This is a genomic window from Devriesea agamarum (genome assembly GCF_900070355.1).
Lineage (GTDB): Bacteria > Actinomycetota > Actinomycetes > Actinomycetales > Dermabacteraceae > Devriesea > Devriesea agamarum.
Map to the genome: position 1 here is coordinate 2,518,088 of NZ_LN849456.1, position 18,732 is coordinate 2,536,819.

At 54.4% G+C, this 18,732-nt stretch carries 12 protein-coding genes; 10 read left to right on the forward strand and 2 right to left on the reverse strand.

The annotated features are described in order from the left end of the window. Positions 1 to 481: 481 nt before the first annotated feature. From lanKC to BN1724_RS10655, 5 genes are all read left to right on the forward strand, one after another. Positions 482 to 3,034: a class III lanthionine synthetase LanKC gene (gene lanKC, locus BN1724_RS12705; protein WP_197671789.1), complete on the forward strand. Its 2,553-nt coding sequence runs from the start codon at positions 482 to 484 to the stop codon at positions 3,032 to 3,034. Between the two features lie 229 nt (positions 3,035 to 3,263). Further along, positions 3,264 to 4,862 carry an ATP-binding cassette domain-containing protein gene (locus BN1724_RS12710; RefSeq protein ID WP_172797115.1) on the forward strand — a complete coding sequence of 533 codons (1,599 nt, stop codon included), beginning with the start codon at positions 3,264 to 3,266 and terminating at the stop codon, positions 4,860 to 4,862. Beyond that, entirely contained in the window at positions 4,855 to 5,574 is a 720-nt protein-coding gene (locus BN1724_RS12715) for an ABC transporter ATP-binding protein (protein WP_172797116.1), read from the forward strand. Before BN1724_RS12710 ends, BN1724_RS12715 begins: the two co-directional genes overlap by 8 nt. Before the next feature lie 107 nt (positions 5,575 to 5,681). Beyond that, on the forward strand, positions 5,682 to 6,848 hold the full coding sequence (locus tag BN1724_RS12720) for an FtsX-like permease family protein (RefSeq protein WP_172797117.1): 1,167 nt from the start codon (positions 5,682 to 5,684) through the stop codon (positions 6,846 to 6,848). Continuing rightward, positions 6,835 to 7,554 carry a hypothetical protein gene (locus BN1724_RS10655; RefSeq protein ID WP_157085866.1) on the forward strand — a complete coding sequence of 240 codons (720 nt, stop codon included), beginning with the start codon at positions 6,835 to 6,837 and terminating at the stop codon, positions 7,552 to 7,554. Before BN1724_RS12720 ends, BN1724_RS10655 begins: the two co-directional genes overlap by 14 nt. 469 nt (positions 7,555 to 8,023) lie before the next feature. Here BN1724_RS10655 and BN1724_RS10660 read toward each other — a convergent pair whose 3' ends face one another. Then, the gene (locus BN1724_RS10660; RefSeq protein ID WP_084252990.1) at positions 8,024 to 10,219 is read right to left on the reverse strand and encodes an acyl-CoA dehydrogenase family protein; all 2,196 of its coding nucleotides are present in this window, start codon (positions 10,217 to 10,219) and stop codon (positions 8,024 to 8,026) included. Further along, complete coding sequence (locus BN1724_RS10665; RefSeq protein WP_231928232.1) at positions 10,216 to 11,094, reverse strand: TetR/AcrR family transcriptional regulator; 879 nt, start codon at positions 11,092 to 11,094, stop codon at positions 10,216 to 10,218. Before BN1724_RS10665 ends, BN1724_RS10660 begins: the two co-directional genes overlap by 4 nt. Positions 11,095 to 11,171: 77 nt before the next feature. Between BN1724_RS10665 and BN1724_RS10670 the strand changes: the two genes are divergently transcribed. From BN1724_RS10670 to BN1724_RS12995, 5 genes are all read left to right on the forward strand, one after another. Beyond that, positions 11,172 to 12,488, forward strand: a complete 1,317-nt coding sequence (locus BN1724_RS10670) for an acetyl-CoA C-acetyltransferase (protein ID WP_058235353.1) — start codon at positions 11,172 to 11,174, stop codon at positions 12,486 to 12,488. Between the two features lie 86 nt (positions 12,489 to 12,574). Then, positions 12,575 to 14,005 carry a 3-oxoacyl-ACP reductase gene (locus tag BN1724_RS10675; protein WP_084253163.1) on the forward strand — a complete coding sequence of 477 codons (1,431 nt, stop codon included), beginning with the start codon at positions 12,575 to 12,577 and terminating at the stop codon, positions 14,003 to 14,005. Further along, complete coding sequence (locus tag BN1724_RS10680) at positions 14,005 to 14,922, forward strand: MaoC family dehydratase (protein WP_058235354.1); 918 nt, start codon at positions 14,005 to 14,007, stop codon at positions 14,920 to 14,922. The genes BN1724_RS10675 and BN1724_RS10680 overlap by 1 nt, the downstream gene beginning before the upstream one ends. Before the next feature lie 9 nt (positions 14,923 to 14,931). Further along, positions 14,932 to 16,992: a pirin family protein gene (locus tag BN1724_RS13505; RefSeq protein ID WP_157085867.1), complete on the forward strand. Its 2,061-nt coding sequence runs from the start codon at positions 14,932 to 14,934 to the stop codon at positions 16,990 to 16,992. Between the two features lie 146 nt (positions 16,993 to 17,138). Continuing rightward, entirely contained in the window at positions 17,139 to 18,677 is a 1,539-nt protein-coding gene (locus BN1724_RS12995; protein WP_231928233.1) for a class I SAM-dependent methyltransferase, read from the forward strand. The last annotated feature ends 55 nt before the right edge of the window (positions 18,678 to 18,732 follow it).

The window sequence follows — 18,732 nt, forward strand, 5'->3', positions numbered from 1 at the left end:
ACGCGGTGCGTCCAGGGGTTTAAAGGGTGTTGGACTTTGAGGTTGAAACGCAGGACGAACGTTTCTTGAGAAATATAAATAATGCATGAGCTCGCTTTAATTGCATCACATTAGCGAGGCTTTTGCACTGGCTAAATATTAGGCAAATAGAACACTTATAGCGCAGATTTAAGCAAATAAATCGCTAAGCGCTTTATTGTGTAAATAATATGCCCACCAAAGAGTGTATTTATCAAAAATATTATTTAAAAGTTATAGCATAGCAAATAAAAATATATCGGAAATAATTATAAAACCGTAAAAGTCTATAAATAACGGGTGATTAAGTATTTAAGCAATACGCAAAGGGGGACATTGGTCCCGCGAAAATGTTGAATTATGTTGATCAGGATTCGATAAAAGTAAAGAAAAAGTAAAATCCTGTTGTGATTGCAGCTGGTTTCCCAATAGATTTAAGTCCAGGCACAGAGAGGAGCCTAAAGTGGATAGTCAAGCCGAGAGATACTCTTTCGCATCATCTCTATACTATGAGCGACCTCACTATGGCACGCACGAGATTGATAGGGTGCCACCGGAACTTGAGGTGGAAGTTGATGGGTATAAGCGGCATGTTTCTGACGCCTGGATTGAATACACTCCGTGCGATCTCAATTTGCCTGAACAAGGTTGGAAAGCTCATATCGGCGCAACTCCAGATAACTATCTTAAAACAATTAATCTAGTTAGTCGTTTCTGTTTTAAAAAAGGATTCGCTTTTAAAAGCGCTCCCACGTTAAGAAGCTTTATATTTGCGTGCTCGAAAGCGGCCTCAAGAGAATCCTCTGGGAAGCTTATAACAATATATCTTACAAGCCAGAAGGATTTAAAAGTACTCGTTGAAGAATTGGCTCCTATTCTGCGCGGCAAGCCGGGTGCATATATTTTAAGCGATCTCCAAATCGCCGATAGTCAACTATACGTCCGATACGGGGCGTTCAAAAAAATGCTGTGTGCTACCACCAATGGCATAGTGTTGCCTGCTATTAAAACTCCCAAAGGCGATTTTGAAGCCGATCCGAGATTACCAATCTTTAGGCCACCGAAATGGGTTAAAATTCCAGAGGTACTACAAGAATCGGTAGCTCGTCGAAGTGATCAGGAAAAAGAAAAGTTTCCTTACCGCGTGATTGATGTGTTGCACTATTCAAATTCCGGAGGTGTCTATTTATGTAGTGACGAAAGTGGCCAAGAGTTTGTTGTAAAAGAGGCGAGAACTCATGCTGGACTTGATGCAGGGTTAAATGATGCCGTTGTCAGACTAAAAAATGAAGTTAACATACTCGAACATCTCAACACTGTATGTTTAGATGTAAGGGTTCCGGTTGTATTAGAAAAGTTCTCTATTCAATGTAGTGAGTTTGCCGCCTTTAAGCGAATTCAAGGCCATACGTTCCACCAATTGGCGGCCGAACGTAATCCTTTACTAGGCGACCGCGTTAGCGACTCGCAGATTCAAGAATATACGATTTGGGTTGAATCGATATTGGCTCAGACGCGAGATATGCTAGGAAAAATTCATGATGCGGGTATTATTTATGGCGATTTACATCCAAAGAATATTTTAATCGACGAAGAAGGGCAAGTATCATTTATAGATTTTGAAACTGCCTCTTTTGATGTTGTAAACTATGAACAGCGCTTGGCCGCAGCGGGTTTCGGTGCTCCGAAGGGTCTTGGTGGTATAGATGTGGATCTGTACGCCTTGGAGAGGTTATTGTTATGGGCATATTATCCGCTAGTGTATATGTTAGATGTTGCTCCCACCAAATATGAAAAGCTTGTAGAACGTATACAGCATAATTATGGGTTACATCTTAAGTTACCACTGCACAGCAAAATCAGTTCTATCACTGATATTGGAAAAAATGCAGATCTTAAACTTAAGTCCGAGTCAATTTCTAATTCGTTACATCGAGGGTTATTAAATGTTCATGACCCTAACCGAAAAGATAGATTAGTGCCCGGAAACTATAGGGTTTTCGATTCCCATCCCGCATCTTTTTTTTACGGAAGCTCTGGTGTTATATGGGCTTTAGACAAGTGTGGTTATGAAATTCCCGAGGAATGGATTGCCTGGCAACGTGAAAGTTATGAAAACCGGAGCTTTAATAGCATTGGTCTAGAGTCTGGTGTTGCTGGTCCAATAATTACGGAAACTTCACTCGGATCGTCGCGATACATCAAGAGGTTGCTGAAATGCGGACTTCGACTTTTGAATAGCACGCCTCTAATAACTATTCGACACGGTGTTTCTGCTCTATTAGTTGCGCTTGCTAGGGCGGCGGCGTATGGAGTTGTTGATCACGACCAAATAAAGAGCTGTGCGTTACCGTTAGTGGAAGAAATTAAGAAGCTTGTAAAACTTAACAGCCTTGCAAGAAACAAATTCACGGCCGATTTTCCATTGCCTACTAACGTTGTTCCTAGGAACTGGGGTTTGATGGACGGTTGGACTGGTGTTTCAGTCGCCTTAAATAACTGGGGGAAGTTATTTAACGATTTGGAATGCATTGACCTTGCGAGAGATAGCATCGAGCGGGATATCGCTACACTAAGGGTACATCCTCGGTTTGGAACTGCTGGCCTTGATAAGGGTTATAAACAAGACCCGTATCTCGAGTCCGGTTCTTCAGGTGTATTCTACGCCGCCAAGCTGATTGGGTACGAACTTGAATCAGATATGGAAAATTCTTTAAAACGTGCTTGTGGCTCTCTTCTGTACACTGATTGTGGGATGCTTGCAGGATTAGCCGGTCAGATGTGCGCACTAACTTATCAAGGTGATAACACATCTAGCCTGTGTCTTGATAGGTTAGTGCGGGACTACCAATTGTACGGCGTTGAGACTCCCGAGGGGCAGGCGACAACGTTTGGCGCGTTCGCTCATAAACTATCCTATGACTATGGAACTGGATCAGCTGGGTACTTACTCGCTGTGAGCTATTGTCAGGGAAGTTCAACAGAGTTTATTCCTCTTGGGATGCCAAGGTTTTAGAGATGATAGAAAGGAGGTGAAAAGCATGTCAGTTTTTGAATTGCAAGGGCTGTCTAGCGATGTCACAGTTACGGCGGCAGTAAGTACCCAGAGCAATCACTGTGATGACACCAGCACGATAAGTCTGTTCTGCAGCTAGCTGGAATTGGGGTGGATGATACTGCATACCCATATGCATGTTTTATCCACCCCTTTTTTATATTACCGGCGGCAGTTTATAAGAGTCGAGATGAGTATGATTGCGGCACTGCGAAACGCTTTAAGCCATAAACCGATTCTATCAGCTTTTGCAATTTTGTCTATCTGCATTGAAGCTGGACTCTCGGTTGGCCCGGCATTAATTGCTAAAAACATTGTTGATGCCGGAGTCATCTCAAAGGATATGACCGGGGTGGTATATTGGTCAACAATACTTATGCTTTTAACCTTTACCGTGGGCGGAATAGTATATTTTTCGCAATATGCGTTTGCTGTGATTGCTGAAGATTCAGTGTATTCTCTTCGGACCAAAGCTATAAGTTCCACACTCGTACGCAATACTCAATTCGTCATTGGGGATGTTCCGACAATAGTAGAGAGGATTCAAAGGGATATTCTTGCGTGGCGTGAGTTTTTGGCCTTATCGGCACCCCAGTTGTTACGTAGCACTATAGGGTTCGTGGTAGCACTAGCTGCGTTAGCTTTTTTGGATAACCTGCTATTGATAGTCGCTCTTGCGGCGACTATTCCGTATTTAACTATTATATGCATAATGCGGAAATATGTAAAAAATGCTTCGGCCCGTGAAATGAATCGCAGGGCTACTGCTACATCGATGATAAGCCAGTTATATTCTGAATCAGCACATCAAACAATTGTTACACTGAATGCCAGTTCCAATCCGATAAATTATATAACCGAGCGATTGTTCGGGCAGCGAAATGCGTCGTTAAGCTTACTGCAAACGTCTATTAATTTGCGTTTATCCCTCGATGTCATCGCTGGTATAGCTACAACAAGCGCTTATCTGGTAGCCTCTATTCACGCGGCAGAAGGGACCGTAAGTTCTGGAGGAATTGTCGCAGCAGCAGCCTTATTCATGAAATTACTTAACCCTATTGGATCGGTTGTTAACATAGTCACTATGGCTTCAGGGGCTAAGCTTTCTCTGTCGCGCATAGCAGAACTAACCAAAGGTGCGAATGGTAATGACTATTGCGGAAAGCCAATTAGCAGCAGTATGACTATCCCCGAAATGCGAATTCACTATTCTAAAGATCGTCAACCTATTTGTGTTGACCCTTTCAAAGTTGAGAGAGGTGTACCTGTACGGATCGCAGGCTCCTCGGGCGCGGGTAAGACTACAATAATGAGAACTATATGCGGATTAATCTCAGCTAATAGTTATGTTGATGCATGTAGTACAGACTGGACATCAATAGCTCGGTCGTGCTATATTTCTGCTAAGCCATGGATTATTGATGGCACTATTAAAGATAATATTCTCCTGTTTAGTGATCCGTCGCTATCAGAAATTAATTCGGCTATAGATGCTTGCTGCCTTCGAGAATTTGTTAATCGACTACCAGATGGCCTAGATACGGTCATCTCAAAAAGCACTCAGGTTTCGTCAGGCGAGATGCAAAGAATAGGAATTGTTCGATGCATTTTAGCGAAACCTGATTTATTAGTTTTAGATGAAGCTACAAGCAATTTGGACCCTAGAACCGAGCGTGCAGTCTTAAAAAATGTATCTACTCTTATGTCTGATAAATTTTTCATTTATTCGACACATAAAAATTCGGATCTGCATAGCAAAGTAGTACATGTAGGAGATTCTCGTGCTTAGCGTTCAGGAAGTAAGCTTTAATTACCGCAGTGTAGGCCCTAATGAATTTAGTGTGTCCGGTTTGAATTTAACTGTTCCCGATGGAGGGATAGTGTCTCTCGTGGGCCCTTCTGGTGCAGGAAAATCAACGATTCTAAACATTTTAAGCGGTATTGCGTGTCCCACTTCAGGAAAAGTTTTTTGGGATAGCATGGATATATGGGCTATGAATCAGCGACAGCGATTGGCCTTTCGACGCCGCTATATTGGACAGATATTTCAAGATTTTCACTTATTGCCGGCTCTAACCCTAAAAGAGAACATTCAACTCTCGGCTCGGTTGGTGGGGCAGAATATCCCACTGAAAAGCATAGTGAGTATGTCGGATAATCTTGGCATAGCATCTCTATTGGATAGATTTCCTAGCGAGGTCTCGGGTGGACAACAACAGCGTTGTGCGGTGGCACGCGCAATTTTGCTAGGGCCTCGCATACTGTTGGCAGATGAGGCGACTGCTAATCTTGATACTTATACGAGCCTCGAGATTATAAAGGTGTTTCGGCGGGTTGCGGTTTGTACAGGTTGTGTCGTTGTGCTTTCAACGCATGATCCATTTATTGCCGCTCAGGCCGATTCTGTTCATGTGATACGCGAAGGTATGGTGCATAAAACCTTAAAGGCAGTTGCTGCAGAGGACGTTTCTGCAGCGGTAGTCAGGGCGGTTGGAGGATGAAATATTACATTCTAAAAACTCTTCGCATTCATCTACTGCATGACTGGTGTATAACTTATTCTTGCTTGGCTCTATCGACACTTCTAATTCTATTATTAGACGTAAGCATGTTCAATGGAGCTTTGGGTCCGAAAAGTTATCGCGCCGTTTGGTCCTTTGTGGGCATAGGGGTTTTTTTGTGTGGAGTTTTATGTTTAATTGTTCTAAAAAAAGCCATTAGCCTTAGTATCCAAGCCCGGTCGCGAGAGTGGCGAGTTCTATCGGATATGGGGGTCGCTACTACTGCGTTACGTGCAGGTTACTTTTTTGAGGCTGCATTATCTGGGATGTTGGGCATTATTTTGGGAATATTTACAACATTTATATTCAGATACGGATATATGAAACTATTAAGTAAGACAAATCTTTTTCCGCAAGATGGGAGGATATTCCCATCCTGTGAAGCTGTGCTTATTGCAAGTTCTTTTACTATTTCGCTATTGGTATTTTTGGCTGCATCTGCGGGACCAGGCATTACCTTGATATCACGCCGCCCGTATTCGAAATACTGGAATTTTACATGGATTATTTCCAACATTATTGCGCTGGTATTTTTTGCCGGCTCCCTCAGGGCGTATTTGCAACAGTTCTCTTTGGTTAATCGGGCTAGTTACTCTGCCGGAGTTGGGATTGCGGCCACGATTTCCGCACTATGTTTGTGTGGATTTATTAGTTCGCTATGGGTTAGAGTTGGACTACGTTTACTGCGCTCATTTAACATTCCATGTCTGCATCTAGCGTTATCCTATCATCGGGATACTTCAAACCCGTGCCATAGTCTTACCGCTGGAATCCTTGCGTTTATCAGCTTTTCGGCCATTCCTTTGGTTACCATCAAGGCGACCGATAATGCGCAATTCATGCGAGCGTTTATGGTGCTGCAGCTTCCCATATATATTTTTGTCAGCGCCAACATGGTAAATATGACTATGGCTGGCGCTGCCTCGTTACGCGAGGATAGTTTGAAGTTACTTGATCTGGGCTATTTGCCTAATCAAATCCGGGCCCTAGTCCTTCTAACGTCGTTGATAAGTTGGATTTTAGGTGCGGGATCTGCAGGAGTAGTTATTTTTGGTACCGCGTCGCTTAACCCATATATTGCTGAGTCTTTCACCACAGGGACTAATTTCACAGCTTTACTTGCTTTTCCCTTCGTTTTAAGCTTTATGTTAGTCATACTGGCTGCTTGTTGGCAGCTTAGCCGCATGAGAGGATATTTCTATGCTGAAACGTAGTCATATTGGCTTCTTGGGAGTATGTCTGATTTTGGTTAGTTTTTTAACTGGTTGCGACCTGCGGGGCACAGCTAATGTTAATAGGGATGGAAGTGTGCATGTCGTCGCTACCGCTTCTTTCCCGAAGGCTACCGCTGATGAGCAAAAACTTACATGTGAACGTGTGCTCAGGGACTTGGTTGGCAATGATTTATCCATATCGGCATTGAAAGTACAGACAAAAAATACCCGCGAAGATTTACTTTGCTCTTTTGAAGGGAGCCTTGTTCATCATCCGGATGTCGATATTGAAATCAAACACGATGAAATATTGATTTATATTAGCTCAATTGAAAATTTTCCGGAATCATATTTTTCTGTCTCAAAGTTTAGGTTTACGATCATAATGCCAGGCCTGGTTAAAAGTACTAGTGGTGGTGTTAAACAAGGGAACAAGGTCGAGATCACAGATCTGTCTCAGTTGGAAAACTTGTCCATCGTGGCTGCAGCGGATGCGGAAAATAGTCTACAAAATCGCGATAAGAAGCCTGAGGATTATCAAAAAGTTGATGGTGCATTTAATGACGTGAATGATGATCCTGCCCATCAGTCTGCATGGGAGCGAAATGGTACTTTAATTTTTATCAGTCTTACTATCCTTGTAGTGTTCATGATTGCGGCCGGCGTAGCTATATTTCACAAATTAAAGAAACGAGGAAAAATCTAGATTAGGTATATCTAGTTCCTAGATTGGTTGGTTTGGGTTCCAAGTTTCAGTGTTTGATTTTATTGGGCGATAAGCTATAATTTGTAGCGTCCCGGGCGATCGACTCTACTACCTCGAACGGTTTGCTTGATAGCTATCCAGAGCGGTTATGGCTGCGACCCGATATATTTGGAATCCGGATTTTAGATTAATTCTTGAATGATTTATTAGATAATTGGTTATTCTGTGTTGGGCGGTGTTGTGGGAATCCGATGGGTGGATTTCTGAAGGTGTTATCCACGGCGGTTTCGGTAATATCATGTATGCCGGGATTATGATGCTTGTAGGAGCCTTAGAAGAGGTAGGAAGCAGTTTGTTGGTGGAGGCTGTGCTCACGCGTCGACGCGTGATCGCGGCCTAAGTGCGGATGTGATCTAGCGCCGACCCGTCGGCTTCGGCCGAGTAATCAGTCCCGCCCCACGACAGCGCGTTATCCGCGAGCGGTTCGCCGGGCCTCTCGCGCCAGGACTTTCTCACTGACCGGCGCGTTTGAGCGTGCCCGTTCACGACGGTGCCAGGCCGCGGCTTCCTCCTGACGTTGCTTTTCCTCGCCCAGAGCGATAGGCGCCCGCAGGTGTTCAGGAGCGAAGTCAAAACCCGCGACCAAGTCCATGACATGGGGCCGCAGCTTCCACAGCAACCGGTTGATATATCCCCGCAGCGTGCGGCCACGCTGGGCGGACAATAGGCCGTTGAGCAGATACCAGGACAGCTCGTTTTCAATCAGCGTGAGCCCGAACAGATCCCTTAGACGCTTTAACGTTTTGTGGGTGCCGGGATCTTTCACCTCGTGTAAGGCGTTCGTAAAGGCTTTCCACCGCACCAAATCCGCATACGCCCGGGCGGCATCCAGCATTTCGAGCTGGTGACGGTTGACCAGAGCCGCCGCCTTATCCGGGCTGAGCTTGGTGGCTGGGCGCAGGGCCAGCGCGAGTTCTTCGACGGTGAGCCGGGCCCGCTCGGTGAGCATCGCTTCTTGGAAGTCGGCGTGGCGCATGGTGATAGCAGAGCGTTTAACCGAACCAGCGTCCACAGCGGTTTGCATGAGGCGATGAAACGGTGTGTGCCGACGGGAGAGAGTTTCAGCCCTCGACGCGAGGTACTTCCCGACCCCGAGCCCGGCAACCGAGCGAAGCTCCGCCGAATAATCCGCGAGCAGACGCTTAGCCACGAGCTGCAAGAGCACCGTGTTATCGCCTTCAAAGGTGGCGTAGACATCCAGATCGTGGTGCAGTGAAGTCAGCCGGTTTTCCGCGAGGAAACCCTGTCCGCCGCAGGCTTCTCGGCATTCCTGGATGGTGTCCAGCGCCAGCCGGGTCGAGGTGGGTTTGAGCGCTGCCGCTAGGGTTTCGAGGTTTTCCCTCGCTTCCGGGGTGTCGCCGCGACCGGAGAAGACCTCGTCGAATCCGATCAGCAGTTCGTCGTGGGCGAATGCTCCGGCGTAGGTGGCTGCAAGTTTGGGCACGAGGCGGTCCAGGTGCGCCTGATAGTCCAGCAGAACTGTTTCGTCACCCTCACCGACGCCGAACTGTCGCCGCTGGGAGGCATAGGTGAGGGCGATGGCTAGCGCTAACTGGGTGGCACGGTTTGCGGCGCCATCGAGGGATACACGGCCTTGAACCAGGGTGCTGAGCATGGTGAAGAAGCGTCGCCCGGGTGAGGCGATGGGGGAGGTGTAGGTGCCGTCCGGGGCGACGTCCCCATAGCGGTTGAGCAGATTGGTACGCGGTACTCGGACCTGGTCAAACCACAACCGTCCATTGTCGATACCGTTTAACCCGCCTTTGGGACCGTCATCGTCGCCGTTCACGCCGGGTAGGAAGTTCCCCTCGTCATCGCGGATTGGCACGTAGAAGCAGTGCACTCCGTGGTCGATGCCACGGGTGATGAGCCGGGCAAAGACAGTGGCCGCTTTGGCGTGCAGCGCCGCATTTCCTAGGTAGTCCTTACGCGCGGCGGTGAAGGGGGTGGTGATCACCCACTCGTCGGCAGACTCATCGTAGGTGGCGGTGGTTCCGAGCGCGGAGACATCCGAACCATGGCCCGTTTCAGTCATCGCAAAAGCGCCCGGGGTGGTCAGAGTCATGGCGTCTTCGACCCAGCGCCGGTGCTGATCTTCGGTGCCCAGCTGCAAGATAGCGGCCGTGAACAGTCCCCACTGGACCCCCGCTTTAATTTGCAGCGACGGGTCGGCGAGCACAAGTTCTTCAAACCCGGCGAGATTCGCACCGTGGTCGTTGGCCCCGCCCAAATATTCGGGCAGCATGATGCGGGAGACTCCGTCGCGGGCGAGAAGATGAAGCTGTTCGAGCACCCGTGCTCGGTGTTCGGCGACGCTGAGGTCGTCTTTACGGTGGAGCTCAGGGCGTTTGACGCGTTCGCGCGCGGTACGGCGCACTTCCGGCCAGGACCCGAGCAGCATCGTGCGCAGGATGTCAATGTCTGCTCGGGCTGAATCCGTGGATTTCTCGGAGCTCAGCTCGGACGGGTTTGCATCGACGTGGGGGATTTTTGGACCGAGCTGGGGGACGGCGTTGCGCAAGCGATTGAGTGGCGCCGAGAGGCTAGACAGGGGGCTGGTGATGTATGACAGGTGACTCGTGCCATTCGGTCGTTGAGTGGTCATGTTGGTAGTCCCTTCATGAGCCAGCCGACGATGTCATCGGTGAGATCTTCGGCTGTGAGGTGGGTTTCGGTTCGCATCCACCAGTCGACTGACGCTTGGACGAAGCCAACTACGCCGGTAGCCCAGGCCCGGGTGCGCTCGGCATCGAGCTCGGTGTGGACGGATGCGGCGATCAGGCGGCTGACTGACTGGAGGAAATGGTTCAGTCCGTCACTGGGACGGGTAATGAACTGGTAGACGTGCGGTGAGGAACTTGCGGTTGCGATATATGCGCCGACCATGGCGCGGATGCGAGCTTCGCCGCCGTCATGGGGATATGGGGAGGGGGTGGTCCGGCGGGTGTTATCGGTGTCAGACGAAGGGGTAATCGGTGCAGAATCATCGGCACTCAGGGTGGGCAGTGTGCCCTCAACCTGCGCCATTTCATGCAGGAGCCGCCGGTGCATTGCCGTGAGGATGTGCAGGCCGATGGCTCGTTGGAGTTGGGCTTTGTCGGAGAAATAGCGGTAGACGATGGATTTCGAGGTGCCTGAGGCTGCCGCGATGTCCTCCATCGTCACGTCCGGGCCTTTTTCGTGGATGACATGCCGGGCCACGTCCAAAAGAGCCGCCCGACGTTCTTCCCGGTGTCGAACCCAGCGGGAAGTACGGCCATCAGTGTGGCCGCCAGCTGACGCAGAGGATGGGCCCTTCTTGTCGGTATGAGGGGCAGAGGTTGTGGTGGTGTGATCGGTGGTGTTTGTGACGTCGATAAGCGCTGCCACCGCTGCCGATATGGGGCGCGACAATGGCCGTCCAGCCGACGTTGACGCGGAGGGCGTCGAGGGTGCCGGTGGGGCGGTTTTAGTGCGAAGGGCTTGCGCGTCGATGTTCACGAAACCTAAAGTATCAAGTACTCGCGGTTCCAGGTAATGGTTTCGCGAAAATTTCCCTCAACGAGGAGTGCCACACCGTGACGCAGACCAAATCGCCGAGCACCGTCCGTGACGCCGTCATCATTGGCGGCAACCGCCTACCGTTCGCCCGACACGGAGGTGCCTACGCCCACGCCACCAACCAAGATCTTTTCACCGCCGCTCTGGACGGGCTCGTCGCCCGATTCGGACTTCAAGGCGCCCAGCTCGGCGAAGTCGCTGGCGGCGCTGTTCTCAAACACTCCAAAGACTTCAACCTCACCCGTGAATGCGTGCTCGGATCAGCACTTGCACCGCAGACACCCGCTATTGACCTGCAAAAAGCCTGCGCAACCGGGCTCGAAGCGGTCAACTATATTGCGAATAAAATCCGGCTGGGACAAATCGATAATGGCGTTGCCGGAGGAGTCGACTCAGCCTCCGATGCACCCATCGTGGTCTCCGACCGGCTGCGTCGGCTACTGCATCGGTTAAACCGCGCCCGCACCCTCAGCCAGCGCATCGCCCTCCTCAAAATGATCAGACCCAAAGACCTCGCCCCCGTCGCCCCCCAGGCTGCTGAACCGCGTACGGGACTGAGCATGGGCCAGCATCAGGCACTGACTACCAGCCGCTGGAACATCAGCCGCGAAGACCAAGACGCCTTCGCCCTGACCTCGCACGCGCGACTCGCCGCCGCTTACGACAGCGGATTCTTCGACGACCTCCTCACTGGGTATCAAGGGCTCAGCCGCGACGAAAACCTGCGCCCGAACTCCACCATGAAAAACCTTGCCCGGTTGAAAGTGGCATTCGGAGGGGCAGACGGCACCATGACCGCAGGAAACTCCACCCCCCTGACCGACGGCGCGTCTGCCGTGCTGCTGGGCACCCCCGACTGGGCGGCAGAGCGAAACCTTCCAGTTCTGGCGCGTTTCGTAGACGCGCGTACCGCCGCAGTTGACTTCCTTCACGGGGACGAAGGCTTGCTCATGGCGCCCGCCTACGCCGTGCCTGCGCTGCTGACCGCCCACGGCCTGGGCCTAGACGACCTCGACCGCATCGAAATCCATGAAGCGTTCGCCTCCACTGTGCTAGCGACGCTAGCCGCCTGGGAATCCGAGGAGTTCTGCCGTGACCGGCTGGGATTGAGGCAAGCATTCGGCACGGTGAACCGAGAACGGCTCAATGTTCACGGATCATCGCTCGCCGCAGGCCACCCCTTCGCAGCCACCGGCGGTCGCATCGTCGCCACGCTGGCTAAAGAGCTGAACCAGTGCGCTCGTCAGACGGGCAAGACTGCCCGCGGTCTGATCTCGGTGTGCGCTGCCGGAGGGCAGGGTGTGGTCGCCTTGCTCGAATCGGACCCGTCATAGCCGTGGTGTTGCTTTGCCGCCGCTGACCGCGCGAACGTCGCGCTATCCCGTACTGTGAAATGGCCGCCCGACAGATCGGAAAAACCATGCCGTCTTCATCGAAAAACCGAGACTCACGATCGCACAATCCGGGGGCTCGTTCTATCGCGAACTCCGCGGCAGCTCTAGGAACAGACAGCACCTCGGATACGTACGCCAAGCTAGTGGAGAGCAGACTGGGAGCGGGCCTGGCGAAAACTCTCTCCCTGCCACAACCCGCTACGCTTGCGCGACGCGCCGACCGCCCCGAAGCCGTCCTATCCCCGGTTGTGATCCTCGGGGCTGGGCCAACCGCCGACCACCTAGCCCAGACACTGCTGTCCTGGAACGCCGACGTCAGACGCCGCCCCGAGGGTTTGCGTCGCATCGGCGCGATCGTTATCGTCCTCGACGATCTCAACCATCCCAGTGAACTCGGACCGCAGGTCTTACCCGCGGCGAACATGCTGCGGGCGCTGAGCCCGGGTGCCCGCATTGTGACGCTCTCGCGGATCCCCGACGGGAAGGATGTCGCCCGCGACGCGGCGCGCGGGGCCGTCGAAGGGTTCATGCGCTCCCTCGCCCACGAAATGCGCGCGGGGTCCACGGTCAACGGGATTCAACTGGGGTCGGGGGTTGACGTCAAAGCTCCCGGTGTGCTCAGTGCCCTACGCTTTTTCCTCTCCGCGCGCTCGGCCTACGTCAGTGGACAGTTCCTCCCTGTAACCTCCGCTGGCGGACGAATCCCGGACGATTGGGATAAGCCCTTGACCGGGACCACCGCACTGGTGACCGGCGCGGCCCGCGGAATCGGCGCCTCCATTGCGCGGGTCTTAGCGCACGACGGAGCCCGACTAGTCATCCTCGATATACCCGGCGCCGGAAGCGACCTCGCGAACCTCGCCAACGAATTGCATGCCGTCCCCATTCAACTGGATATTACGGCTGACAATGCGCCTAAACGGCTAGTTCATGCCCTCGCCGACCGCGACCTGCGCCTGGACATCGTCGTGCACAATGCCGGGATTACCCGCGACCGCATGTTCGCCGCCATGACAGAAGAACGCTGGGATCCGGTCATCGACGTCAACATTGCGGCAGAGCTGGCCCTCGACGATGCGCTGCTCGCCTCCGAACAGACGGCCCCCGACCCGCGGATTGTCTGCCTCGCCTCCACCAGCGGCATCGCCGGAAACCGGGGACAAACCAACTATGCCGCCGCCAAAGCAGGCGTAATCGCCATGGTCGCCGCCCTGGCGCCCCAGCTCGCCGAACACGGCGGAACCGCGAACGCCGTCGCACCTGGTTTTATCGAAACCATGATGACGGCCCGGATGCCCGTGCTCACCCGTCAGATGGCGCGGCGTGCGAACTCCCTGCACCAGGGAGGGCTTCCTGTGGATGTAGCTGAAGCCGTTGCCTTTTTCGCCTCCCCGGCTGCCGCCGGAATCCAAGGGCAAACCTTGAGGGTTTGCGGCCAAAGTCTGGTGGGTAAGTGATGCAGGTTCGTGACCTCAGCGATGTTCCCTCGTTCGCTGCCGTATACGCTGCGGCGCTCAGCAGATCGCTGCGCCGCCATCGGCACCGGCAGCTACCGCAGGTGCGTTATCGAGTGCGAAAAGTTCGGATCGACCCGGCCCGCGCGGCGGCGTTTGATCATTTAGTCGGCGGGGTTGCAACCGATGTGGTGCACCCCGGGATTTTGCACGTACTCGCATTCCCCGTCTCCCTCGCCCTAATGGCCTCGCCCACTTTCCCGGTGCCTCTGCTGGGGCTGATCCATATGCGAAACTCGGTTCTGCAACACCGCCCCTTACGGTTCGGTGAAACCGTGGACGTCGAATGCGGCGTGCAAAACCTCACCCCGCATCCCAAAGGGGCCACCTTTGAAGCGGTCACCACCTTGCATAGCGGGCGCGACATTATTGCCACCGACGTCTCCACGTATCTGTCGCGCGGGGCGGCGGCTCGTCAGATCACGTCAGGGTTGACGACGGCTGCTTTGACACCGGGTCGACGGGCCGCAAGATCAGCAGCGTCGTTCACCCCGCCGGAGGCCACAGCCCGCTGGCGTCTCGGCCCGGAGACCGGACGTCGTTATGCGGAGGTCTCCGGGGATGTGAATCCCATCCATTTATCGGCCCCCACCGCACGCCTTTTCGGTTTCGATCGAGCAATCGCCCACGGGATGTATACGGCATCCCGTGCGCTGACGGCTGCGCGCCCCGATATGAGTAAACCGCTCAGGTGGGACGTAGATTTTGAAGCGCCCGTTAAGTTACCGGCAACCGTTGACCTGGCATTCCGGGACCGCCCGGGGGTTACCGATTATGTCGGCTGGCGTCCTGTTTGTGGAAACTCACCGGCACGTCGCCATTTTGTAGGCGCTGTGACGACAGTGGGTGATGCTTCGTAAACTTGCCGGGTGAGCACGGACCCGGACTACGACGCAACGGCCCCGTGTCCTTCGCGCCCTCGTCGGGGTCGAAGGGCGCGCTACCCCGTTGCGTCTACGTTCTCGGATCACGGCGTCGAGGTTTTGCCTTTTCAAACCCATATGAACACCCCCTCAACCCACGGCTCGATGGCGAGCATGCATTTAGGAACCTCCTTTGCCGCAGGAGCCTCGACAAGGCCAGCGCCATCTCTTGAGCCTGCTCGACGCGTCGAGGGCTCTGCTCGCCGCGCCGACGGGTCCGAAAGACATCGCGAGAGGTTTGACCCGCACGCCCATGGGCTTGACGGACATGCCGACCCACCAGGCTCACCAATCACCCTGACTGGAAAACTGCTTCCACCCGGGGAAGAAGAACACGGGTTATCTGTGCGGCAGTTTCTGCCCTGCCGCCGCCGAACCATGATCGGTTCCTGGTGTCTGCTGGATGCGTTTGAAACCAGAGGCATGCACCGTCGAGGTGGGGTGGGTCTGCCACGGCATCCTCACACCGGGCTCGCACATGTCAGCTGGCTCTTCGATGGAGCGATCACCCACCGGGACTCGCTTGGACATCATGTTCTCGTACAGCCGGGAGCCATGAGCTTTATGTTCGCTGGCCGCGGCATGTCGCACTCCGAATTTTCGGTGGCAGACGCCACGATCCTGCGCGGTATCCGGCTGTGGCTGGCACTGCCAGAGACGGCACGCTGCGCCCCGCCGTCCTTTCAGCTGTACGAGGCGCCTCAGCGTGCTCTCTGCGGGGTGAGCCTGCGGGCCGCGCTAGGCAGTGTGTGCGGTCGGGTCGGCTCGGGTAGTCAGCAGCGGATATTCGCTGAAGCGAGTCCAGTGAATACCCCTCGGGGCACGGTTTTAGCCGAGGTTGCTCTGGAACCGGGTACCGCGGTCGAACTAGACCTCGTGCCTGGATGGGACCACGCGATCTACGTCGACCACGGCGATCTGTCCGTCGTGATACCGGGAACAAACGGGACGTCGGTGCTGCGCGAAATGCTGGGTGTTCTTGAGCTCGATATGACTGGTGATGTCGACGCATTGAACGCCCGCAACTTTGCGCGGCCCCTGGGTGGGGTCACAGCGGACGCGGGCAAAGTGCTCGTACTGTGGCCCGGAGCCTCCAAAGTTCGGTTGAAGGCAGGGCGCAGTTCTGTTCGGCTGTTACTGCTCGGGGGAGAACCGCTCGGCGAGCAGATCCTCATGTGGTGGAACTTTATTGGTCGTAGCCACGGTGAGATCGTGAGCTTGCGTCAGGCGTGGCACACGGCAATCGGGGCCAATGATGATGAGAACATCGACCCGGGCAAGGCATCGCCCTCTGGGCCTGCGCTCAGGCCCTCGAACCTTCCGCTCGCGGAGGCGTCCTTCCCGCTGACGCCGCAGGCCCTTGCTTCAACATCGTCGGATGGTCCTCGTGAGGTACCGTCCCGTGCTCTGGCGGCTCCGGGTTCCCCCTTATCGCCAGAGCATGGCGATATGACGCATCTGGGGCGACGCGCCCGGCGAGAACAGCTGCATCCCGGTGATGAACGATTACATCCCGATGTTGAACGATTGCATCCCGGTGACAGACCAGGCAGCGCGACCTCGTCCACCATGGTCCAGCAGAAACCGACCCGCTGGGAAACCGTGTGCGAGGACCACATCGACGACGATGACGAGTGCTGTGTGCCGTTGGATGAGGCTGGTTTTATCTTTGATAGCGGTCCTCTTGTGCGTGATCACCGGCGCGGGACATCAGGTGATCGCCCCGGGGCGCATAGCGACACCGACGGGGCACGTGATCGTCGGTATGGCACGAGCGATGATCGGGCTGAGGCCTTAAGCGATAGGCACGGGCCGCGCGAGCATCTCGATGAGGCGAAGGAACGCCAGTACGAACGCCGCTACAGGCGAAGGGAGCCGCAGCCCCACGATCTCCTGCACGGTGAATCATTCAGTTGCGACCCCTCGTTCTTCGGACCGTTTGCACTAGATACCCCGGATCCGATTCCTGCGCCACCGTTACCCAGGGTGACGTTAAAACCTCGCTGACTCCTCAAACTCACTAAAGGGCGCATCGTTATGAAAACGGGGCTGACTCATCAAACCCACGTTTAGTCGTCGCGCAGTGTCATGGTGAGCGCGTGGTGGGCGCCGGTCGGCGTCAAGGTGTGCCCCGCCGCCGATACACTGCCAGCATGCTCGATGACCTCACCGCATACCTTGCCCCTGGGCCTGCTCGCCTGCCCGTCGATGCCGTCTTGGCCGACGACACGGACCGTCTGATTCTGTCCACGGCGGAGGATGAGGGGTTATGTGAGCGTGACGGTGATGTGCTGATTATCGACGACGCGCATGGTGCGCTCACCCTAGCCACGCTTCGCCGAGTGACCGTCTCAGCGAATGCCGATCCAAGGAACGCCAACCCAGCCAATTCCTGCTTAGAGAACGCCGACCTAGCCAATTCCTGCTTAGAGAACGCCGACCGAGGGAATACCAGTCCAGAGAGTGCCAGTCCAGGGAGTGTCGGCCCAGGTGACACAGGCTATGATGCCGCGTCTGCTGGTCTAGATCGCAATGTGGTGGTGTGGTGCGCCTCCCAGTCGGCGGCGCTCGCCGTGCGCGAAAGCGTGGACGCTGCTATCACAGCGGGTGCATTGGATGAGCGAGCGCACGCCCAGCTGAAGATTGCGGGTCTGGACCCCAATACCCCGGTTGACCTCGGCGAACTGATGGCGACGCACAATGTGTCGATGCTATTGATGCGACTGCCAAAGACACTCGCGGCTTTGGAACGAACCGTGTATTCGGCGGCACATCACGGATGCTCAGCCATCGTCGCGGGTGGCCGAATTAAACATATGAACCTTTCTCAGAATGAGGTACTGAGTCGGGGGTTTGAACGGGTGCACGCCACCCGTGGCCTGAAGAAAGCGCGATGCCTCGTCGCGCAAGGCCCATTGGCGCATGGCGCGCAAGGCCCATTGGCGCATGGCGCGCAAGGCCCATCGCCACATATGCCTGAGGCAGGCGAGGCGTCGGCGGTAAGCAGCGAGTGGGCGAAGGACAATCGCGAGGTTCCCCAGACGCTCCAAACCATTCAGGAGACGCTCCAAACCATCCGGGGCGCGGCCCCAGGGCGTGCGCCGCAGCCTACCCAAGGCCAGTGGAACGGGATCGAGCTGCGCGGTATCGGTGGCGTCTTTGGTAGCGCAAAAGCCGATGCTGGCAGTGTGCTTCTGCTTGAGACTCTGCGTCGGAGTTTTCGCAAGGCACCGTCGGGCCACCCGGTGAACCGGGTGGAACGCGCCATCGATTTTGGTTGTGGCAACGGTTTACTCACCGCCGAATTGGCACGGCTCCTACCGGACGCAGAGATTATTGGCAGCGACGACGACCTCGACGCGGTGTCGTCCACCCGGGCCACTCTGGCAGCGAGCGGTCTTGAGCGGGAGGGTATTCACGTGCGTTGGGACCATTCGCTGTCCCAGGAACGTGATGCGTCGGCGGATCTCATTGTGCTCAACCCGCCGTTCCATCAGGGGTATGCGATTGTTCCCGGTCAGATCCAGGCTTTGTTCGACGCCTGCGCGCGGGTTCTGCGTCCGGGTGGCGAGCTCTGGGTGGTACACAATTCGCACCTGCGCTACCGGATGGAGATGGAGCGTCGAGTGGGTCCGGTGGATCAGTTAGCTCGGGACCGTCGCTTCACCGTGCTGCGCGCCACCGCCGTGTAGGGTGTGCGCGGGCGCTGAGAAGGGTGCATATGACCGCTGAATAGATGCTCGGCAT